Annotated in this window: 16 protein-coding genes; 7 read left to right on the top strand and 9 right to left on the bottom strand. The window is 68.5% G+C overall.

Features of this window, described 5'->3' with window-relative positions; all coding sequences use genetic code 11:
- Positions 1–8 precede the first annotated feature (8 nt).
- The 3 genes from DCN14_RS27095 to DCN14_RS27080 all read left to right on the top strand — a co-directional run bounded on the left by DCN14_RS27095 (position 9) and on the right by DCN14_RS27080 (position 2,652).
- Positions 9–212 (top strand): DUF6726 family protein, encoded by a 204-nt coding sequence (locus tag DCN14_RS27095; RefSeq protein ID WP_096507683.1) that lies wholly within the window; start codon positions 9–11, stop codon positions 210–212.
- A gap of 93 nt (positions 213–305) precedes the next feature.
- On the top strand, positions 306–686 hold the full coding sequence (locus DCN14_RS27090; protein WP_096507682.1) for an MliC family protein: 381 nt from the start codon (positions 306–308) through the stop codon (positions 684–686).
- A gap of 415 nt (positions 687–1,101) precedes the next feature.
- On the top strand, positions 1,102–2,652 hold the full coding sequence (locus tag DCN14_RS27080; protein WP_096507681.1) for a DEAD/DEAH box helicase: 1,551 nt from the start codon (positions 1,102–1,104) through the stop codon (positions 2,650–2,652).
- A 248-nt stretch (positions 2,653–2,900) separates the two neighbouring features.
- Here DCN14_RS27080 and gluQRS read toward each other — a convergent pair whose 3' ends face one another.
- Positions 2,901–3,794, bottom strand: a complete 894-nt coding sequence (gene gluQRS, locus DCN14_RS27075; protein ID WP_096507680.1) for a tRNA glutamyl-Q(34) synthetase GluQRS — start codon at positions 3,792–3,794, stop codon at positions 2,901–2,903.
- Positions 3,795–3,816: 22 nt separating this feature from the next.
- Positions 3,817–4,671: a sulfurtransferase gene (locus DCN14_RS27070; RefSeq protein WP_096507679.1), complete on the bottom strand. Its 855-nt coding sequence runs from the start codon at positions 4,669–4,671 to the stop codon at positions 3,817–3,819.
- 222 nt (positions 4,672–4,893) lie between these two features.
- On the opposite strand from DCN14_RS27070, the gene dnaE reads away from it, so the two are divergent.
- Both dnaE and DCN14_RS27060 read left to right on the top strand, forming a co-directional pair.
- On the top strand, positions 4,894–8,427 hold the full coding sequence (gene dnaE / locus DCN14_RS27065) for a DNA polymerase III subunit alpha (protein ID WP_096507678.1): 3,534 nt from the start codon (positions 4,894–4,896) through the stop codon (positions 8,425–8,427).
- Between the two features lie 313 nt (positions 8,428–8,740).
- Positions 8,741–9,919: a glycosyltransferase family 9 protein gene (locus DCN14_RS27060; protein ID WP_096507677.1), complete on the top strand. Its 1,179-nt coding sequence runs from the start codon at positions 8,741–8,743 to the stop codon at positions 9,917–9,919.
- Positions 9,920–10,116: 197 nt separating this feature from the next.
- Here DCN14_RS27060 and DCN14_RS27055 read toward each other — a convergent pair whose 3' ends face one another.
- The 3 genes from DCN14_RS27055 to DCN14_RS27045 all read right to left on the bottom strand — a co-directional run bounded on the left by DCN14_RS27055 (position 10,117) and on the right by DCN14_RS27045 (position 13,270).
- On the bottom strand, positions 10,117–11,397 hold the full coding sequence (locus DCN14_RS27055) for an O-antigen ligase family protein (RefSeq protein WP_096507676.1): 1,281 nt from the start codon (positions 11,395–11,397) through the stop codon (positions 10,117–10,119).
- 131 nt (positions 11,398–11,528) lie between these two features.
- A complete protein-coding gene (locus DCN14_RS27050; RefSeq protein WP_096507675.1) occupies positions 11,529–12,371 on the bottom strand; it encodes a glycosyltransferase in 843 nt (280 codons plus the stop codon).
- A 146-nt stretch (positions 12,372–12,517) separates the two neighbouring features.
- On the bottom strand, positions 12,518–13,270 hold the full coding sequence (locus DCN14_RS27045) for a glycosyltransferase family 2 protein (RefSeq protein ID WP_096507674.1): 753 nt from the start codon (positions 13,268–13,270) through the stop codon (positions 12,518–12,520).
- Positions 13,271–13,496: 226 nt separating this feature from the next.
- Between DCN14_RS27045 and msbA the strand changes: the two genes are divergently transcribed.
- Positions 13,497–15,248 (top strand): lipid A export permease/ATP-binding protein MsbA, encoded by a 1,752-nt coding sequence (msbA, locus tag DCN14_RS27040; RefSeq protein ID WP_239007767.1) that lies wholly within the window; start codon positions 13,497–13,499, stop codon positions 15,246–15,248.
- Between the two features lie 83 nt (positions 15,249–15,331).
- Entirely contained in the window at positions 15,332–15,721 is a 390-nt protein-coding gene (locus tag DCN14_RS27035; RefSeq protein ID WP_096507672.1) for an RcnB family protein, read from the top strand.
- A gap of 52 nt (positions 15,722–15,773) precedes the next feature.
- Here DCN14_RS27035 and DCN14_RS27030 read toward each other — a convergent pair whose 3' ends face one another.
- From DCN14_RS27030 to DCN14_RS27015, 4 genes are all read right to left on the bottom strand, one after another.
- Positions 15,774–16,340, bottom strand: a complete 567-nt coding sequence (locus tag DCN14_RS27030) for an FUSC family protein (protein WP_096507671.1) — start codon at positions 16,338–16,340, stop codon at positions 15,774–15,776.
- Positions 16,341–16,379: 39 nt separating this feature from the next.
- Positions 16,380–17,648: an MFS transporter gene (locus DCN14_RS27025; protein ID WP_096507670.1), complete on the bottom strand. Its 1,269-nt coding sequence runs from the start codon at positions 17,646–17,648 to the stop codon at positions 16,380–16,382.
- On the bottom strand, positions 17,645–18,607 hold the full coding sequence (locus DCN14_RS27020; RefSeq protein ID WP_096507669.1) for a PRC-barrel domain-containing protein: 963 nt from the start codon (positions 18,605–18,607) through the stop codon (positions 17,645–17,647). Before DCN14_RS27020 ends, DCN14_RS27025 begins: the two co-directional genes overlap by 4 nt.
- Before the next feature lie 256 nt (positions 18,608–18,863).
- Complete coding sequence (locus DCN14_RS27015; RefSeq protein WP_096507668.1) at positions 18,864–19,199, bottom strand: 50S ribosome-binding protein YggL; 336 nt, start codon at positions 19,197–19,199, stop codon at positions 18,864–18,866.
- Between the last annotated feature and the right edge of the window lie 77 nt (positions 19,200–19,276).

Raw genomic sequence — 19,276 nt, 5'->3', positions numbered from 1 at the left:
AGAAAGCGATGGCGTCGACGCGGTTGCATATCGGAACGATTCGAAGGATCGGCAGACTGGGTGCCGCACTGGCGCTCGTCGCGAGCCTCGCGGGTTGCGGTCTCGCGGCCGCGCCGTGCCGGGTCGCATCGGCCGGGCTGAAGATCGTGCCGCTCGTCGGCCATGTCGCGGCCGCACCGACCGACGCGTGCGCCGACGTCATCGATCCCTGAGCGAAGTCCTGTCGAAGAACCATCGACGAGTAACCAACGATAACCGCGCGCCCCGCGAGGGCGCGTTTCCACCCGTCTCGTGAAAGGACCTGCATGATTCGCCAAACCTTCGCCGCGCTCGCGCTGGCCGGCACCGCCGTTTCCGTCGCGCATGCCGCGCAACTGACCGTCGAGGAAATCGACGCCGATTCGCGCCAGATTGCCGTGTACCAGTGCGCGAACCAGAAGCAGCCGGTGCGTGTGTCGTACTGGCACGCGGGCAACGCCCAGAGCTTCGCGCTGGTGCCGGTCAACGGCCAGCAACTGCTGTTCGTCGACACCGTGTCGGCGTCGGGCGTGCGCTACCAGGCCGGGCGCTATACGTGGTGGACGAAGGGCAAGGAAGGGACGCTGCGCGACGAGATCGCGGATCCGAAGTCGCCGCCGCTGCTCGGCGACTGCGTGCAGGTCGAGAAGAAAAAGAAGAAGGGCTGATCGCCGCGCGCGATCGGACGCGTATGCGGATGCGCGGGACGCGGTGCGCCGGCCGGTTCGGCGTTGAGTCGTAGGGCGGAGCGACGCTCCGGCGTGCCCGCAGCCCGGCCGATCAACTGAAATGGCGAGGATTCGACCCCGAATTCCGCCAACCGGCCGATCGGGATAGCCCGATCGCCGCTCGCATCGACCCGCGCCCGGCCTGCCGGCGTACGCCGTGAGCCGCCACCGGGGCCGTTCGCGGCGTTGTCACGGACAGATGGCCGCGCAGTGCTACAATACGGCCCTTCCGCCGGCATTCGCGCCGAACGGAGTCCGCACGGCCTTGTGGGAGCCGAGGTTCGAATTGAACCGGTTCCGAGCGCCAGAGCGGCGCCGCGCGGCGCGCCGCGGCTCCGTCTACTTCCGAAATGTGATGAGCGCAGGCCCGGCCGGCCTGACGCACGATGTCCCCGCCGCGCCTTTTGAGCGAAACGCCACCATGTCCGATTCTGTCGCCAAGCCCGTCGACGCAACCTTCGATCAATTCGGCCTTGCCGCCGATATCCTGAAAGCCATTGCGGAGCAGGGCTATACGACGCCGACGCCGATCCAGGCGCAGGCCATTCCGGTCGTGCTCGCCGGCCGCGACGTCATGGGCGCCGCGCAAACGGGTACCGGCAAGACCGCGAGTTTCTCGCTGCCGATCATCCAGCGGCTGCTGCCGCAGGCCAATACGAGCGCGTCTCCGGCGCGCCACCCGGTGCGGGCGCTGATCCTCACGCCGACCCGCGAACTTGCCGACCAGGTCGCCGCGAACGTGCACGCGTATGCGAAGCACACGCCGCTGCGCAGCGCGGTGGTGTTCGGCGGCGTCGACATGAACCCGCAGATGGCCGAACTGCGCCGCGGCGTCGAGATCCTGATCGCGACGCCGGGCCGCCTGCTCGACCACGTGCAGCAAAAGACGGCGAATCTCGGCCAGGTCCAGATCCTCGTGCTCGACGAAGCCGACCGGATGCTCGACATGGGCTTCCTGCCCGACCTGCAGCGCATCCTGAACCTGCTGCCGAAGGACCGCCAGACGCTGCTGTTCTCGGCCACGTTCTCGGGCGAAATCAAGAAGCTCGCCTCGACCTACCTGCGCAACCCGCAGACGATCGAGGTCGCGCGCAGCAACTCGACCAACGCGAACGTCACGCAGATCGTCTACGACGTCGCCGAAGGCGACAAGCAGGCGGCCGTCGTGCAACTGATGCGCGAGCGCGGGCTCAAGCAGGTGATCGTGTTCTGCAACAGCAAGATCGGCGCGAGCCGGCTCGCCCGCAACCTCGAACGCGACGGCGTGGTCGCGTCGGCGATCCACGGCGACAAGACGCAGATCGAGCGGATGCAGGCGCTCGACGCGTTCAAGCGCGGCGAGATCGAGGCGCTGGTCGCGACCGACGTGGCCGCGCGTGGCCTCGACATCGCCGAACTGCCGGCCGTGATCAACTTCGACCTGCCGTTCAGCGCGGAAGACTACGTGCACCGGATCGGCCGCACGGGCCGTGCGGGGGCGACGGGCGATGCGCTGTCGCTGTGCAGCCCGAACGAGCGCAAGCAGCTCGCCGATATCGAAAAGCTGATCAAGCGTCCGCTCGACGTGCAAACGCTCGCGCTGACCAAGCCGGCGCGTCATCGTCAGGACGAACGCGGCGGTGAGCGCGGTGAACGTGGCGAGCGCGGCGGCGAACGCGGCGGCCGCCGCGAGCGTGAAGAGCATCGCGGTGCGTCGGGCCGCCGCCCGGGCGGTTCCGAGCGCGGCCATCACCGCCGCCATGAGCCGCCGGTCGACGATTTCTTCCTGAAACCGTACGAACCGTCGGCGTCGGCGAAGCAGCCGGAAGACGCGCAGTCCGAGCAGCAGCCGGAGAAAAAGGGGCCGAAGCGTCAGGTCGCCGCACTGCTCGGCGGGTTCGGGATGCCGCGCAAGCCGTCGGCATAAGCGGCGGGAATACGCGGTGGGGCGGCGCGCGAGTGCCGCCGAGGAAACGGGTGCATGCGATGAGCATGTGCCCGTTTTTCATTGGGCGAGACGATTTGAAGGGGACTGTGATTGCCGGCAGCGAGGATTTCGACGTGTTGCGGCGCCGTCGTCATCGAGCGCGGCGTTCCGGCTCCGTCACGCTTTCATGCGACCGGATTCGGCACCGAGGCGGCTGCCGCAAACCGAACCGGTGCCCGGCGAGCCGCTCAACCGGCCCGCAGCCCGAAGCGGCGCGCCCACGCGCCGGTGGCGGCCGCATGGAACGCATCCAGCGTATGGCCCGATAGATCGCCATCGGCCGTCAGGCCGAGATGCGCGGCGGCGGCCCGGAGCGCCGGCAGCGGATCGTCGCGCTCGAGTGCGCTCGCACCCGTTTGCTTGCTGAGCTTTTCGCCGTTGGCGTCGACGACGACGGGAACGTGCAGGTAGTCGGGTGTCGGCACGCCGAGACAGCGTTGCAGATAGATCTGGCGTGCGGTCGAATCGAGCAGGTCGGCACCGCGCACGACGTGCGTGATGCCCGCGTCGGCGTCGTCGACCACGACCGCGAGCTGATAGGCCCACTGGCCGTCCGCGCGCTTCAGCACGAAATCGCCGACTTCGGTGGCAAGGTTCTGCGATTGCATGTGCTGCCAGCGGTCGTCGAATGTGACGATGGCGTCGGCGCCGTCCGGCACGCGCAGCCGCCACGCACGCGCGGGTTTGCCGTGCAGGCCGGTGCGGCAGGTGCCCGGATAGGCGAGCGTCGTGTGACGCTCGTGCGCCGCGCGCAGCGAATCGGCGATTTCCTTGCGCGTGCAGCCGCACGGATACACGCGCCCCGCGGCGACGAGCTGCTCGAGCGCGGCCGCGTAGTGCGCATCGCGCGTGCTTTGCCACACGGGCGGCTCGTCGGGCGTCATGCCGAAATGCGCGAGCGTCGCGAGGATGTCGTCGGCGGCGCCCGGCACCGTGCGCGGGCCGTCGATGTCCTCGATGCGCACGAGCCACGCGCCGCCGTGTGCGCGCGCATCGAGCCAGCTCGCGAGTGCGCCGACCAGCGAGCCGAAATGCAGCGGGCCGGTGGGCGACGGCGCGAAGCGGCCGCGGTAGCCGTTCATCGGGGCGCGGGGCGGCGCGCGCTTACGCGGCGCTGGCCGCCTGCGCGCAGGCCGGGCACGACTTGCCGGGCACGTAGCTCGGCGATTGCTGCGCTTCCGGCGTGACGACCGCGCGGCACGCGAAGCACGTGACGTTCTCGGTCGGCTGAAGTTGCGGGTTCAGCGCGGTGCGGTAGTCGAACACGAAGCAGTCGCCGTGATAGTGCGCGCCGCCGACTTCCTCGAAATACTTGAGGATCCCGCCTTCGAGCTGGTACACGTTCTCGATGCCGATTTCCTTCATGTGGATCGCGGCCTTCTCGCAGCGGATGCCGCCGGTGCAGAACGACACGACCGTCTTGCCCTCGAGGTCGGCGCGGTTCGCGTCGATCACTTCCGGGAACTCGCTGAACTTGTCGATCCGGTAGTCGAGCGCGTCGTCGAACGTGCCGACGTCGATCTCGAACGCGTTGCGCGTGTCGAGCATCACGACCGGGCGGCCCGCATCGTCGTGGCCGCGGTCGAGCCACGCCTTCAGCGTGCGCGCGTCGACCGACGGCGCGCGGCCGAGCTCGGGCTTGATCGCCGGCTTCTTCATCGTGATGATCTCGCGCTTCAGGCGCACGAGCATCCGGCGAAACGGCTGCGAGTCGGACAGGCTTTCCTTGAACTGCAGCGTCGCGAACTTGCCTTCGAACAGCGGATCGTGGCGGAGGTAGTCGATGAACGCGTCGGCCGCTTCGCGCGGGCCGGCGATGAACAGGTTGATGCCTTCCGGCGCGAGCAGGATCGTGCCGCGCAGGCCGAGTTCGTTGCAGCGGGCGGTGACGAGCGGACGCCATTGCTCGGTCGCGTCGAGCGACACGAAGTGGTAGGCGGCGAGGTTGACGATGGTCATGATGGTCCGACGGGAAAACGGCCGCGGCCGTGCGGCGGGCGCACGGCGGCCCCGCAAAAAAGGGTGCGAAGCCGGGGCGAAGATTCGAAAACCCGTATTATCCCGCAAACCGGGCATGCACCGGCACCCGGCCGTTCGGCCGACGTCGCGCGCATCGGCCGAACGGCCGGGCAGGGGGATTTTTTGGGCAGCCTGCGCGACGACGCGGCTACAATAACGCCCATGTCAGATCCCCGCTTCGTCCATCTTCGCGTTCACTCCGAATTCTCGATTGCCGACGGCATCGTGCGTCTCGACGACATCGTCAAGGCGGCGGCCGCAGACGGCCAGGGCGCGCTCGCCCTCACCGATCTCGGCAACGCATTCGGCCTCGTCCGTTTCTACCAGGAAGCCCGCGACAAGGGCATCAAGCCCATCGCCGGCTGCGACGTCTGGATCGCCAATCCGGACGATCGCGACAAACCGTCGCGCCTGCTGCTGCTGGTGAAGGACAAGGTCGGCTACCTGAACCTGTGCGAGCTGCTGTCGAAGGCGTGGCTCACGAACCAGTACCGCGGCCGCGCGGAGCTCGACGCGAGCTGGCTCGAAGGCGAGCTGTCGCAAGGGCTGCTCGCGCTGTCGGGCGCGCAGCAGGGCGACATCGGGCTCGCGTTCGCCGCCGGTAACGAAGAGGCGGCGCGCCGTCATGCCGAGCGCTGGGCGAAGGTGTTCCCGGGCGGCTTCTACATCGAGCTGCAGCGTTACGGCCAGCCGGGCGCCGAGGCGTATATCCAGCAGGCCGCGACGCTCGCCGCGTCGCTGAAGCTGCCGGTCGTCGCGACGCATCCGACGCAATTCATGACCGACGATGATTTCACCGCGCACGAAGCGCGCGTGTGCATCTCGGAAGGCGACATGCTCGCGAACCCGCGGCGCCAGAAGCGCTTCACGACCGATCAGTATTTCCGCACGCAGGACGACATGGTCGCGCTGTTCGCCGACCTGCCGTCGGCGGTCGCGAACACGGTCGAGGTCGCGAAGCGCTGCAACTTGAAGCTCGAGCTCGGCAAGCCGAAGCTGCCGCTGTTCCCGACGCCGGACGGCATGTCGCTCGACGATTACCTGGTCCAGCTGTCGAAGGAGGGGCTCGAGAAGCGCCTCGAACAGCTGTATCCGGACGCCGCCGAGCGCGATGCGCAGCGCGACACGTACTACAAGCGGCTCGAATTCGAGTGCGGGACCATCACGAAGATGGGCTTCCCGGGCTACTTCCTGATCGTTGCCGACTTCATCAACTGGGCCAAGAACAACGGCGTGCCGGTCGGCCCGGGCCGGGGCTCGGGCGCCGGTTCGCTGGTCGCGTACGCGCTCGGCATTACCGATCTGGACCCGCTGCGCTACAACCTGCTGTTCGAGCGATTCCTGAATCCGGAACGCGTGTCGATGCCCGACTTCGACATCGACTTCTGCCAGCACGGCCGCGATCGCGTGATCCAGTACGTGAAGGAGAAATACGGCGCGGACGCCGTGTCGCAGATCGCCACCTTCGGCACGATGGCCGCGAAGGCGGCCGTGCGCGACATCGGCCGCGTGCTCGATCTCGGCTACATGTTCACCGATGGCATCGCGAAGCTGATCCCGTTCAAGCCGGGCAAGCACGTGACGATCGCCGACGCGATGAAGGAAGAGCCGCAACTGCAGGAGCGCTACGACCACGAGGACGAAGTGCACCAGCTGATCGACCTCGCGCAGCGCGTCGAGGGCCTGACGCGTAACGTCGGGATGCACGCGGGCGGCGTGCTGATCGCGCCTGGCAAGCTGACCGATTTCTGCCCGCTGTACACGCAGGGCGACGACGGCGGCGTCGTCAGCCAGTACGACAAGGACGACGTCGAAGCCGTCGGCCTCGTGAAGTTCGACTTTCTGGGTCTGACGACCCTGACGATCCTCGACTGGGCCGAGCGCTACATTCGCCGCCTCGATGCGTCGAAGGCCGACTGGTCGCTCGCGCAGGTGCCGCTCGACGATCCTGCGTCGTTCCAGATCCTGAAGAAGGCCAACACGGTCGCCGTGTTCCAGCTGGAAAGCCGCGGGATGCAGGGCATGCTGAAGGATGCGCAGCCCGACCGCTTCGAGGACATCATCGCGCTCGTGTCGTTGTACCGTCCGGGCCCGATGGACCTGATCCCGAGCTTCTGCGCACGGAAGCACGGGCGCGAGAAGGTCGACTATCCGGATCCGCGCGTCGAACCCGTCCTGAAAGAGACCTACGGCATCATGGTCTATCAGGAGCAGGTGATGCAGATGGCGCAGATCATCGGCGGCTACTCGCTCGGCGGCGCCGACTTGCTGCGTCGCGCGATGGGCAAGAAAAAGCCCGAGGAGATGGCCAAGCACCGCGAGATCTTCGCCGAGGGTGCGGCGAAGAACGGCCTCACGCGCGAGAAGTCCGACGAGATCTTCGACTTGATGGAGAAGTTCGCGGGCTACGGCTTCAACAAGTCGCACGCGGCGGCCTACGCGCTGCTCGCGTATTACACCGCGTGGCTGAAGGCGCACCATCCGGCCGAATTCATGGCGGCCAACATGACGCTCGCGATGGACGACACCGACAAGGTGAAGATCCTGTTCGACGACTGTGTCGTGAACAACCTCGCCGTGCTGCCGCCGGACATCAACCAGTCGCATTACCGGTTCGAGCCTGTCGCCGAAGCCGACGGCAAGCGCTCGCGCACGATCCGCTACGGTCTCGGCGCGGTGAAGGGCAGCGGCCAGAACGCGATCGAGGAAATCCTGCGCGCGCGCGAGGAAAAGCCGTTCACCGACCTGTTCGACTTCTGCGAACGGATCGACCGGCGCGTCGTCAACCGTCGCACGGTCGAGGCGCTGATCCGCGCCGGTGCGTTCGATTCGCTGAACGCGAATCGCGCGCAGTTGCTCGCGTCGGTGCCGCTCGCGATGGAAGCCGCCGAGCAGGCCGCGGCCAACGCGATGCAGGCCGGCCTGTTCGACATGGGCGCCGAGTCGCCGCACGCGCATGCGCTCGTCGACGAACCCGCGTGGGACGACAAGAAGCGTTTGCAGGAAGAGAAGGGCGCGCTCGGCTTCTACCTGTCCGGCCACCTGTTCGACGCGTATCGCGACGAAGTGCGCCGGTTCGTGCGGCAGAAGGTCGGCGACCTGAAGGAAGGGCGCGACAAGCTCGTCGCGGGCATCATCGCGTCGCTGCGCACGCAGATGACCCAGCGCGGCAAGATGCTGATCGCGTTGCTCGACGACGGGTCGGGCCAGTGCGAGATCACGATCTTCAACGAGCAGTTCGAGGCGAACAAGGCGCTGTTCAAGGAAGACGAACTGCTGATCGTGCAGGGTCAGGCGCGCAATGATGCGTTCACGGGCGGCATCCGTTTTACGACCGACACGGTGATGGATCTCGAACGCGCGCGCAGCCGCTACGCGCAGGCGGTGCGGCTGACGATGAACGGCAATGCCGATGCGGCGGCGCTGCGCCGCGTGCTGGAGCCGCACGTGTCGAAGGACGATCCGGCGGCCGCGAACGTGGTCGAGGCGCCCGCGCCGCGTGGCGGCGGACGCGACGGTGGCCGTCGCCCGCAGGCGCCGCTGCCGAACGGGCTCGCGGTCCAGGTCCACTACAGCAACGCGCGCGCGCAGGGCGAAATGCGGCTCGGCGACGCGTGGCGCGTGAAGCCGAGCGACACGCTGCTAGCGGAACTGCGTGCGACGTTCGACGGCAGCATCGTCGAAATCACGTACTAGGCGCTCCCCCGCCGGACGGCTGTCGCACTGCGCGGCCCGTCGCATCGCCATCGTGCGGTGCGACGGGCCGTTTTCATGTGTGCGGGTTTTGTGCGGGTGCTCGGGGCCGTCATCCGGACGCTATGCAATCCGTCGCGCGCCGCCCGCGGTCCATCTCGTGGCCGGACCGAGCGGCGGCATGCCGGCGGTGCGTCACGCCGTTGCCGGTTGCCGGGCTGGCGGCTGCGGCGAGCCTGCTCGATGCGCTGCGCCGGCCGCCGCAAAATCCTGTACATTGCGAGCCTTGTCCAGCCAGCTAGACGGATCGATTGCCGTGGCCCTGTTTTCTTCCGCCCGCCCGCCCAGAACCATCCTCGTTGCCGCACCGCGCCGTATCGGCGACGTGCTGCTGACGACGCCGCTCGTGCGTTCGCTGAAGGCGCGCTGGCCCGACGCGCAGATCGACATGCTGGTGTTTCGCGGCACCGAGGGCGTGCTGGAGCACAACCCCGATGTGCGGCGCGTGATCGTCGTCGCGCAGCGCGCGGGGTTCGGCGAGCGGCTGCGCGATGCGATGTCGATGTGGCGCCGCTACGATCTCGCGTGCGCGGCGCTGAGTTCCGACCGTCCGCGCTTCTACAGCTGGTTCGCCGGCCGCAAGCGCGTCGGCCTCGTCGATCCGAATCGCGTCACGTGGCTCACGCGGATGATGCTCGACGGGATCGCGATCAATCACCACGAATCCGCCCATACGGTCGTCAGCACGCTGGCGCTCGCGCCCGTGATCGGCATCGAACCGGTGTCGGAGGTCGTCGCGCCGGGCATCGGCGACGATCCCGCGCGGCGCGCGCGCTTCGACGCGTGGCTCGCGGAGTCGCCGGCGATCCGCGACGGCAAGCCGCTCGTCGTGCTGCATCCGTATCCGATGTTCCGCTACAAGCAATGGCGGCTCGAAGGCTGGGTCGAGATGATCGAATGGTTGCGCGCGCAAGGGTTCGCGATCGCGCTGTCGGGCGGCCCGGCCGATCGTGAGCGCGAGTACGCGGAGCAGGTCGCGGCGATGGCGGGCGGCGACGTGCTGAACCTGGTCGGCCGCCTCACGTTCGGCGAAAGCGCGGAGCTCGTGCGGCGCGCGAAGCTGTTCATCGGGCCCGATACGGGCGCGACGCACGTCGCGGCCGCAACCGGCACCGACACGATCGCGCTGTTCGGTCCGTCCGATCCGGTGCGCTGGGGGCCGTGGCCGCAGCATTGGCCGGCGACCGAGAATCCGTGGTCGCTGCGCGGCTCGGGGCGGCACGGCAACGTGTGGCTGCTGCAGGGCGAGGGCGACTGCGTGCCGTGCCGGCATGAGGGCTGCGAGCGTCATGTCGAGAGCCGCAGCGACTGTCTCGTCAATCTCGGTACGCAGCGCGTGAAGGCCGCGGCCGCCGAGCTGCTCGGGCTGAATCCGCCCGGCGCGGCCGACACGGTCGTCGACACGTCGCGGCTGCACCGCGCGCGACCGGACTGACGCGCGCGCGAGTCGCGGTTTCCTGATTTGAAAAAGGAAAGTGACGCCGGGGCGTGACGCGTCGAAGGCGCGTACCCGTTCGTCCGATCACGGCGCGGGTGCTCCGCCACTGAAGCTGCTTCGGCGGCAGACAGGAGGCAACCGCGCGTACCGCTTACCGCCCGCTGCCTGTCCGCGCGTCGCGTTGCGCGGACGCGTTACGCGCTGCGCCGGATCGCCGACGTCTCGCGCGGGAGCGCTTCGCCGCGCTCGCCGCAGCCGAGCAGGATGCCCGCGAGCAGCACCAGCAGGTGCCCTTCGGCGAAATCGAGCAGCAGCGAATTCGCGAGACTGCCGATCGCGAAGATCGCGAGCCAGCCGAGCAGCAGATGCCGCGAGCGCGGATCGAGCGCGAGGCTGCCGCGCGCGATCTGCACGATCAGGTTCACGAACAGCAGCACGCCGAGCGTGCCGAGCTGCACGGCCATCAGCATGTATTCGTTATGCGGATTCGACGTGAGCTGGCCTTCCGCCGCCGTCTTGCCCGCCGCGAGCTTCTGGAACTCGAACTCGAGGCCGCCCGCACCATAGCCGAGCGCGGGGCGCGCGCGATACAGCTCGAGCCCCTTCTTGTACCACTCGAGACGCAGCCCGGTGGACGTGGCCGCATCGGTCTGCCGATACTGCTGCACTTCTGACACGACCTTCACGAGCCGGCCGTTGTGTACCGTGCACGCGGCCGCGACGAGTGCGGCGCCGGCCAGCACCAGCGCGCCGGCGGCGAGCCCTGCGCGCAGCGCGGACTGGCGGCGCAGCAGCAGCACGAAACGCACGGCGACGACGAGGATCAGCAGCAGCGCGATGACCTGCCCGGTGCGGCCTTGCAGCATCACGAACACGTTGATCAGCGACCACGCGGCGACGCCGGCATACGCGGCACGCGACAGCGCGGTGCGGGCCGACAGCGCGAGGTCGGCCGCCTGGTAGAACAGCAGCGCGCCGAACATGCCGCCCGCGATGTGGTTCTTGAACACCCATGCACGCGACAGCGGCAGCTCGGTCGCATGCGCGGGCCCGATCGCGGTCAGTCCGAGATAGTTGGTGGTCGACAGCAACAGGATCACGCACAGCGTACCGAACCAGCAGCGCCGCACGATCGGCGCCCAGTTCGAATGGCGGAATGCGAGAACGGCAAACGGCACCAGCAGCAGCTTGTCGTACTTGGCGACCCAGTTCCATGCTTTCGGGTGCGGGGCGACCGTGTACGCGACGCTCGCGGCCAGCGCCGCGAGGATCAGCAGTGCCGCGAGCGACACCGGTTCGGTGACGAACGTGCGCAGGTTGCGCCAGAATTCGGGGGAAATCACGAGCGCGACCGCGAACAGTGCGCAGAACACGTTGGTCAGCGCGGTCGAGACGGGCACCATGCAGAGCGCGATGACGGCGAAGGTGCGGGCCGCGGTCAGGCGCCGCGTGGCGTGAGACGAAAACGAAAGCATCGGGACCTGTCGAATGGACGAATACGGCATGCGGGCACCGTGCTGCGCGCCGCGCGCCCCGACGGCACCCGGGGCGAAGCGCGCAGTATACGCGAAGCAGCGTGCGTTTCCGCGCCGTTTCCGGGGCCCGATCAGCCGAATGCGCGCTTGATCCGCGAGCGCAGCAGCGCGCGCTTGAGCCGCCCTTCGACGGCCGGGGTATCGAGCGCGATGCGCGAGCCGGCCGGCTCGCCGCGATGCAGGTAATAGCGGTCGAACGTGGCCTGCGTCATGCCCCATTTGTTGAGGAACTGGCGGCGGCCGTCGTTCTTGACGATCTTGCCCGTGCTCTTCTGCTGGAAGTGGTAGACGAGGCTGTCGCCCACGCCGAGAAAGATCCGGCAGCCGGCATCCCAGCATTTCATCGAGAAGTCGTTGTCGCTGCTCATCCCGGGCGACAGCTCGCTGCTGTAGCCGCCGATACGGTTCCACCAGTCGCGATGCACGAGCGTCGGCGGCCAGGTCGAGCCGAGCCAGTCCGCGCGCGCAAGCTTCGGCGTGGCCGCGACGAGGCCCGCCGCGTCGAACTGTTCGGCATCGCGGCCGAAATTGCTGACGACGACGCACGGGTTGCGCGTGTCGACCGGCTCGACCATCGTGCCGGACAGCATGAAGAGGTCGGTCGGCATCTGCTCGATGCGCCGCACGAGCGCCGCGTCCCAGCCGGGGCAGCAGTACATGTCGTCGTTCATGTAGACGACGTAGTCGCGCGTCGCGCGCGCGGCGGCCAGGTTCACCGCGTGACAGATGCCGATGTTGGCCGGCGAAGCGGTGTGCTCGATGCCTTCGTGGCGCACCCAGTCGAGCGTGCCGTCCGAGCCGTCGTTCACGTGCACGATGATCTGGTGATCGTACGCGGAATGGCGGCGCAGGCTGTCGACGACGAGCTTGAGGTACGGCAGGTTGTTCCAGGTCGGGATGATGATGGAGAACATGGCGGTCGAATTCGGTGGTCGTCGTGTCGGCGGCGCGTGGCGCGCCGCCGCGGGCGGGCGCGGATGGCGCGCCGGGCAGCCCGGCATTGTAACGCCGGGCCGGCCGCATGCCGGCGGCATCAGGGCAAGGGCAGCGCGGGGCGCGTTCAGCGGGCCGGTTCGTGGCCGAGCTTCAGGAACCGGTAGTAGACGGTCTCTGCGTTGAACACGGCGATCATGAAGCCCGCGCGGCCGTCGAGAAACCCGCGCCGCAGCACGTAGGTCCGCACGAACGCCCACGCACCGCGCGCGAGCGCCTTGCCGAAGCCGCCGCGCTGGCCGGCCGCGCGGCGCTGACGCGCGCCGGCCGTCGAATACGCATCGAGCTTGCGCACGACCGTTTCGAAATCCTCGTACGAATAGTGCATCAGCTTGCCGGATAGCCGTTGCGCGGGCGTATCGAACACGAGGCGTTCGTGCACCAGATCGTCGGAGAAGCGGGCCGTGCCGCGCCGGAACAGGCGCGGGATCCAGTCCGGATACCAGCCGCTGTGGTGGATCCACTGGCCGCAGAAGCTCGACAGCCGGTCGACCGCGTAGACCTGCGCGGCCGGCGCGCGGATCGCGTCGCGGATCGATTGCGCGAGCGCCGGGCTGACCACCTCGTCGGTGTCGAGCGACAGGATCCAGTCGGTGTCGAGCGCGTCGAGCGCGCGGTTCTTCTGCGGGCCGAAGCCCGGCCAGTCGCGCTCCACGATCACGCGGGCGCCGTGCGCGCGGGCGATCGCGACGGTATCGTCGGTGCTGCCGCCGTCGATCACGACGACGTCGTCGGCGAAGGCCAGCGCATCGAGGCACTGCGCGAGCCGCGCGGCCGCGTTGAGGGCGATGAGGGCGACGCCGAGAGTGGGTTCTGCCATGAAAATCGTCGAAAAGGCGGAGAAAACGGTGAGCGGCAGTATACCCGCGCGCCGGCTGGCGGCCGCTTCGGCGGCGGCCGCGCCGGCGCAGGCGGTACGGCTATAATGTTGGGCCTTTTTCGGCACCCGCCGGACGGGGGCGAACCCCCGGACAGTCATGTTCCGGGCGCCGCGTCGCGGCTCAGGAAGGATTGCCTTGGAAACCCAGAACACTCTTCGCAAACCGATGGACGGCACGAGTACGTCGCCGGTCACGGTCCTCAAGCGCCTGTGGCCGTACATCCGGCCGCTCATCGGCATCGTGGTGCTCGCCGTGGTGACGATGGGCGTCGTCGCGGCCACGGAAGCCGGGATTCCGGCGCTGCTCAAGCCGCTGCTCGACCACGGTTTCGGCTCGCACGGCAGCGACCGCGCGAAATGGTACGTGCCGATCGCGGTGATCGGCCTCGCGCTCGTGCGCGGCGTATCGCAGTACGCGTCGAACTACCTGCTCAACTACGTTTCGAACCGCATCCTGCTGCAGCTGCGGCTCGAGATGTTCCAGCGGATGCTCCACACGGGCGCGTCGTTCTTCCAGCGCGAAACCGCGAGCACCGTGATCAACGCGATCGTGTTCGAGGTCAACCAGATCCTGTCGGTGCTGACCGGCGTGATGGTCACGCTCGTGCGCGACTCGCTGACGGTGGTGTTCCTGCTCGGCTACCTGTTCTACCTGAACTGGCGGCTCACGCTGATCGTCGCGGTGATCCTGCCGGGTATCGGCTGGCTCGTCAGCAAGATCAACCGCCGCCTGCGGCGCCTGAACCGCGAGCACCAGACGCTGACCAACGAGCTGTCGTACATCGTCGAGGAGACGGTCGGCGGCTACAAGGTCGTCAAGGTGCACAACGGCGAAGCATACGAGATGGACCGTTTCACGGCGATGAGCAAGCGCCTGCGCGGCTACGCGATGCGCATGACGATCTCGGGCGGGCTCGCGCAGCCGCTGACGCAGTTCCTCGCGTCGATCGCGCTCGCGGTCGTGATCACGATCGCGGTCATGCAGTCGAGCAACGACCAGACGACGGTCGGCGGTTTCGTCGCGTTCGTCACGTCGATGCTGCTCGTGATTTCGCCGCTCAAGCACCTGATCGACGTGAACCAGCCGCTGCAGCGCGGGATGACGGCCGCCGAGCTGATCTTCGGGCTGATCGACGAGCCGGCCGAGCCGCAGGGCGGCGGCCGTGCATTGCCGCACGCGCGCGGCGAGATCGAATTCCGCGACGTGACGTTCGATTACGGCGCGGCCGAGCGGCCGACGCTCGACCGCATTTCGTTCAAGGTCGCGCCGGGCGAGATGATCGCGCTCGCGGGGCCGTCCGGCAGCGGCAAGACGACGCTCGTGAACCTGCTGCCGCGCTTTTTCGACCCGACGGGCGGCGCGATCCTCGTCGACGGCGTGCCGGTGGCCGACTACGACATCCACGCGCTGCGCGGCCAGATGGCGATGGTCAGCCAGGACGTCGTGCTGTTCAACGACACGATCGCCGCGAACGTCGCGTACGGGCAGACGCCCGACCGCGCGCGCGTGCAGGCGGCGCTCGAGGCCGCGAACCTCGCCGACGCGGTCGCCGCGATGCCCGACGGGCTCGACACGCTGGTCGGCGGCAACGGGATGCGTCTGTCGGGCGGCCAGCGGCAGCGGCTCGCCATTGCGCGCGCGATCTACAAGGACGCGCCGATCCTGATCCTCGACGAGGCGACCTCGGCGCTCGATTCGGAATCGGAGCGCCACGTGCAGGCGGCGCTCGAACGGTTGATGGAAGGCCGCACGACGCTCGTGATCGCGCACCGGCTGTCGACCATCGAGCGCGCGGACCGGATCCTCGTGCTGGAGGCCGGCAAGATCGTCGAGGAAGGCAGCCACGACGAACTGCTGCGCCACGGCGGGCTGTACGCGCACCTGCACCGGATCCAGTACCAGCAGCAGGCCGCGTGACGTCGGTTCACGCGTGTGTGCTAGTCTTCATCGGGCAGGTGCAGTCGTTTCTGGTTCGACGTGACAATTCGGAGGGACGGACAATGAAGAAAATGCACGGAATGATGCTGGCCGCACTGGTCGCTGCGGGTTTCGCAGCGCCGGTCGCGATGGCGCAGGATCACGGCAACTACAACAAGCACGACAATCACGGCGGCCCCGGCATGCAGCGCGGCCATGGCCCGCAGCACATGCCGCCCGGCCAGGCGATGCATCGCGACGACGTCCCGCAGCGCTGGGCCGACCAGCCGCACCGCGACTGGCACAAGGGCGACCGGCTCCCCAACGAATTCCGCGATCGCCAGTACGTGGTCGACGACTGGCGCGGCTACCACCTGAGCGCGCCGCCGCGCGGCTATCAGTGGGTCGGTGTCGGCGGCGACTATCTGCTCGTGCAGATCGGCTCGGGCATCGTGTTGCGGGTCGGCCCGTAACGCGTCGTTCGATCCTTCATCCGGCGGCCGGGTATGTGTCCCGGCCGTCGCGTCATTTGGCCGCCGTCCGGCGGAACCAGCGTCGCTCGATTCGCGACATCGCCCAGCACACGGCCAGCGCGCATACGGTACCGAGCGCGACCTCGCCGAGCCGCATCAGCGGAATGTCCCATAGCGGGCCGTTGCCCGGAAACAGCAGCACGATCGTCGCGGTCACGCCGCCGAGTCGTGCCGCGCTGCCGACGTTCAGGCACCAGCAACTGACGATCACGATCGCGACGGTGATTGCGTAAGCAACGAGACGATCGCCGCCGAGCGCCGCGCCGGCGAAGCCCAGCAAGCCGCCGATCATCGCGCCGATGAACTGGTCGCGCGACAGCGACATCGTGTCCGAGTAGTTGTGCTGCGTGACGGCGATCGCGGTGATGGCCGCCCATACGGCCTGCTCGGTGTGCAGCGCGCGGCCGATCGCGTACGCGAGGCACGCGCTGCAGACGGCCTGCAGCGCCATCAGCGCGCCTTGCGCGAGCCGTTCGCTGAACGAGAGCCCCTTGAACAGATCGAAGATCGACTGCTGGATCTGCTGGCGTGCTTCGTTGAGGGTCCTGATCGTATCCATCGGTTCGTCGGTCGAGAGTCGGTTGTCGGGGCGACTGCGTCAGCGCGCCTGTTCGGGCGACGCGGCGGCCGGCTCGTCCGTGGTCGCATCGCCGTTCTCGACGCGCGTTTCCGGCATCGCGAGCCAGACCAGCAGCACTGCGAGCGCGCCGGCGCCGGCGAGCCCGAAGAAGCTGGTCGCATTGCCGAAGTGATCGGCGACATAGCCGGCCACGGCCGTGCTGAGCGTCGCGCCGATCCCGGCCGCGAGCCCGAACAGCCCGATGCACAGGTTGTAGCGGCCCTTGCCGCCCGCGACGTCGGCCGCGATCAGCGGCAGCATCACGCCGAACACGGCGGCGCTGATGCCGTCGAGCATCTGCACCGGCACCAGCAGGTACGGGCTGCTCACGCCGGCGAAGAGCAACGCGCGTACCGGCAGCGCCGAGAAGCCGAGCAGCAGGATCGGGCGGCGCCCCCAGCGTTGCGCGGAGCGGCCGACCCACGGCGACAGCATCGCGACGATCGCCTGCGGCACGATGATGCAGGCGGCGATCACGAGCTGCACGTTCTCGCCCATCCCGGCCGTTACTTCGCCGGCCGCGAGGTTGAGCATCGCCGCGTTCGACAGGTGGAACAGCACCACGCATGCCGCGAAGATCAGCATCCGGCGATCGCGCAGCAGCTCGAGCAGCGTTTCGCGTTGCTCGCCTTCGTCGCGATGGCCGTGATCGTCGGGCTTCGACGACTGCGGGATCACTTCGTGCGTCGGCTGGATCATCGCGAGTGCGAACAGCGCGGGCAACGCGAGCACGGCAGTCAGCCAGAACACCGCGCGTGCGGAGAAATACTCGCCGGTGAGCCCCATCAGGCCGGCGGCGACCGCGCTGCCGATCGACGCCCAGCGCGCGTTGCGACCGAGCCGGTCGCCGAGATCCGCGCGCCCGACCAGCGAGAACGAGATCGCGGCCATCGCCGGCACGAGCATGCAGCTCGCGAAGCCGTGAAACACTTCGGCTGCGATCACCGGCACGATCGTCGGGCTCGACGCGAGCAGCACCGCCGACAGGATGATCGCCGCGATCGCCCACGCGGCCGCGCCTTTCTTGTTTTTCAGCGCATCGACGGCCGCGCCGCCGGGCACCTGGCTGACCATCGCGCTGATCGTGCCGATCGACAGCACCATGCCGATCTCGCCCTGCGTCCACTTGTGCGACGCGAGGTAGGACGCGATGAACGGACCGAACCCGGTTTGAACGTTTGCGACGAAGAAGTTGAGCCAGTCGAGGGACCGCAGACTGCGAACGGTGACGGAATGCTTGATCGTCATCGGGTCGCACTCGCAGACGAAGCCGGTGCCGGGGCAACGGGCGGGAAGACCGCGACGATCGGCTTGTCGGCCGCGTAGGGCGGCGACGCCTTGATCTGTGCGTCGTTCAGGTCGAGCTGCGGATGCAGCGCCTTGTCGCGCGTGACGAAGCGCAGCGCGCCCCAGCTCGCGGCGATCGAGCGGCGGTCGGTATTGACGAGCCCGCCGAGGTCGAGCACGACGGCCTGCGGCTGCGCGGCGCGGTCGATCAGGACGTCGACGACGCGGCCGATCTTCGTGCCGTTCGGGCGCTCGACGTCGCTGTCGAGCATCGGCAGCCGCGTCGCGGGCGACGCCGCGGCCGAACCCGACAGCGGCACGGCCTTGGGCCGCGCGGCCGGGGGCAGCTCGCCCGACGGCACGTCGAGCACGATCGGCTCCTGTTTGCCGCCCGGCGTGAAGCGGAACACATTCCACGGGAAGCTGACCTTGCGGTCGCCGACGCCCATGAAGCCCTGCAGGTTGACGATCATCTCGCGCGGCTTGCCGCTCGCGTCGGTCACCATGTCGACCGCGCGGCCGATCACCTTGCCGTTGCGTCGCGCGACTTCGCTATCGAGCAGCGCATGGATCTGGGTGCGGTCGAGCGGGCGCGTCGCGATGAGCGGGGCCGGCGGCGGAGGCGGCGGGGTCGGCGTTTCGGGACGCTGCACCGGCTTCGGCCGCGTCACCTCGCGGTGCGGCTTCTTCGGCGCTTCCGGTTCTTCCGGTTGCACGGGCGGCGGCACGGGCGGCATCGTGAGCGGCTCGCCGGCGGCTTCCTCGATGGGCTCGACGAGCGCCTCGCTGATCGGCGCGGGCGGATTCTGCGTCGACAGCAGCCCGCAGCCGGACAGCAGCGCGGCAGCGGCGAGAATCAGCAGGACCGTCGAGGACGGGGACGACATGCGGGATGCGGGAAACGGAGGTCCGCCGCTCATTGACACTCACTCCATGGGTCGGGGGCGCGCACGAAGGCACGCGGCTGGCGATGGATGGCGGGTGCGGGCGGCGCACCACGCGAGGTGAGAGTTTAACGTGTCTTCCTTTCAGGACCGATTTCTGCGGCTTTTTGCAGCAGCGCGGGTGCCCGGGACAGGGCGGAAGAGTGGGGGCGTGCAGGCGGGAGAAGCGGCCCGGCCTGCCGTCATGGCGGGCCGGAGCGAGTACTGCTCGGGAGGCGAGGAAGCCGGGCGCTCAGGCGTCCGGATACCACGCGTCGCTGAATTCGCTGACCTGGACGTCGGTCAGCTCGGAGCGTGCGGCGAGCCATGCACGCACGCTTTCGCGGTCGGCGTCGGTCGTCGTGCCGCGCGGCGCGCCGGAGATCACGTAGGCGCCGATCCCTTCGTCCGCGGACGCGACGGTCAGCAGGCCGTTCGCTTCGACGAAGTCGATGAACGCGTCGATCAACTGGCCGCGTTCGAGGTCGGACAGCTCGTTACGGTATTGCGCGGTCGCGTTGAACGCGAGTTCCTGGAATTCGGCGATGTGGAGTTTCTTGCGCTGGCGGCGGTTGTGGCGTTGGCTCATGGTGTGTGACGAGTGAATGAGAGGTGGGAAAGGAGCGTGCGGCGGCTGCGGCGGGCGCTATCTCGACGTGCCGCGCG

The organism is Burkholderia sp. IDO3 (genome assembly GCF_003366075.1).
Lineage (GTDB): Bacteria > Pseudomonadota > Gammaproteobacteria > Burkholderiales > Burkholderiaceae > Burkholderia > Burkholderia anthina.
Note: the sequence above shows the minus strand (reverse complement) of the source record. Positions and strands in the feature narration are given on the sequence as shown.

Bases quoted from the DNA above. Each gene is read 5' to 3' on its own strand.
- DCN14_RS27095 (WP_096507683.1), top strand. From the start codon at position 9: ATGGCGTCGACGCGGTTGCATATCGGAACGATTCGAAGGATCGGCAGA.
- DCN14_RS27090 (WP_096507682.1), top strand. From the start codon at position 306: ATGATTCGCCAAACCTTCGCCGCGCTCGCGCTGGCCGGCACCGCCGTT.
- DCN14_RS27080 (WP_096507681.1), top strand. From the start codon at position 1,102: ATGAGCGCAGGCCCGGCCGGCCTGACGCACGATGTCCCCGCCGCGCCT.
- gluQRS (WP_096507680.1), bottom strand. From the start codon at position 3,794: ATGAACGGCTACCGCGGCCGCTTCGCGCCGTCGCCCACCGGCCCGCTG.
- DCN14_RS27070 (WP_096507679.1), bottom strand. From the start codon at position 4,671: ATGACCATCGTCAACCTCGCCGCCTACCACTTCGTGTCGCTCGACGCG.
- dnaE (WP_096507678.1), top strand. From the start codon at position 4,894: ATGTCAGATCCCCGCTTCGTCCATCTTCGCGTTCACTCCGAATTCTCG.
- DCN14_RS27055 (WP_096507676.1), bottom strand. From the start codon at position 11,397: ATGCTTTCGTTTTCGTCTCACGCCACGCGGCGCCTGACCGCGGCCCGC.
- DCN14_RS27050 (WP_096507675.1), bottom strand. From the start codon at position 12,371: ATGTTCTCCATCATCATCCCGACCTGGAACAACCTGCCGTACCTCAAG.
- DCN14_RS27045 (WP_096507674.1), bottom strand. From the start codon at position 13,270: ATGGCAGAACCCACTCTCGGCGTCGCCCTCATCGCCCTCAACGCGGCC.
- msbA (WP_239007767.1), top strand. From the start codon at position 13,497: ATGGACGGCACGAGTACGTCGCCGGTCACGGTCCTCAAGCGCCTGTGG.
- DCN14_RS27035 (WP_096507672.1), top strand. From the start codon at position 15,332: ATGAAGAAAATGCACGGAATGATGCTGGCCGCACTGGTCGCTGCGGGT.
- DCN14_RS27030 (WP_096507671.1), bottom strand. From the start codon at position 16,340: ATGGATACGATCAGGACCCTCAACGAAGCACGCCAGCAGATCCAGCAG.
- DCN14_RS27025 (WP_096507670.1), bottom strand. From the start codon at position 17,648: ATGACGATCAAGCATTCCGTCACCGTTCGCAGTCTGCGGTCCCTCGAC.
- DCN14_RS27020 (WP_096507669.1), bottom strand. From the start codon at position 18,607: ATGAGCGGCGGACCTCCGTTTCCCGCATCCCGCATGTCGTCCCCGTCC.
- DCN14_RS27015 (WP_096507668.1), bottom strand. From the start codon at position 19,199: ATGAGCCAACGCCACAACCGCCGCCAGCGCAAGAAACTCCACATCGCC.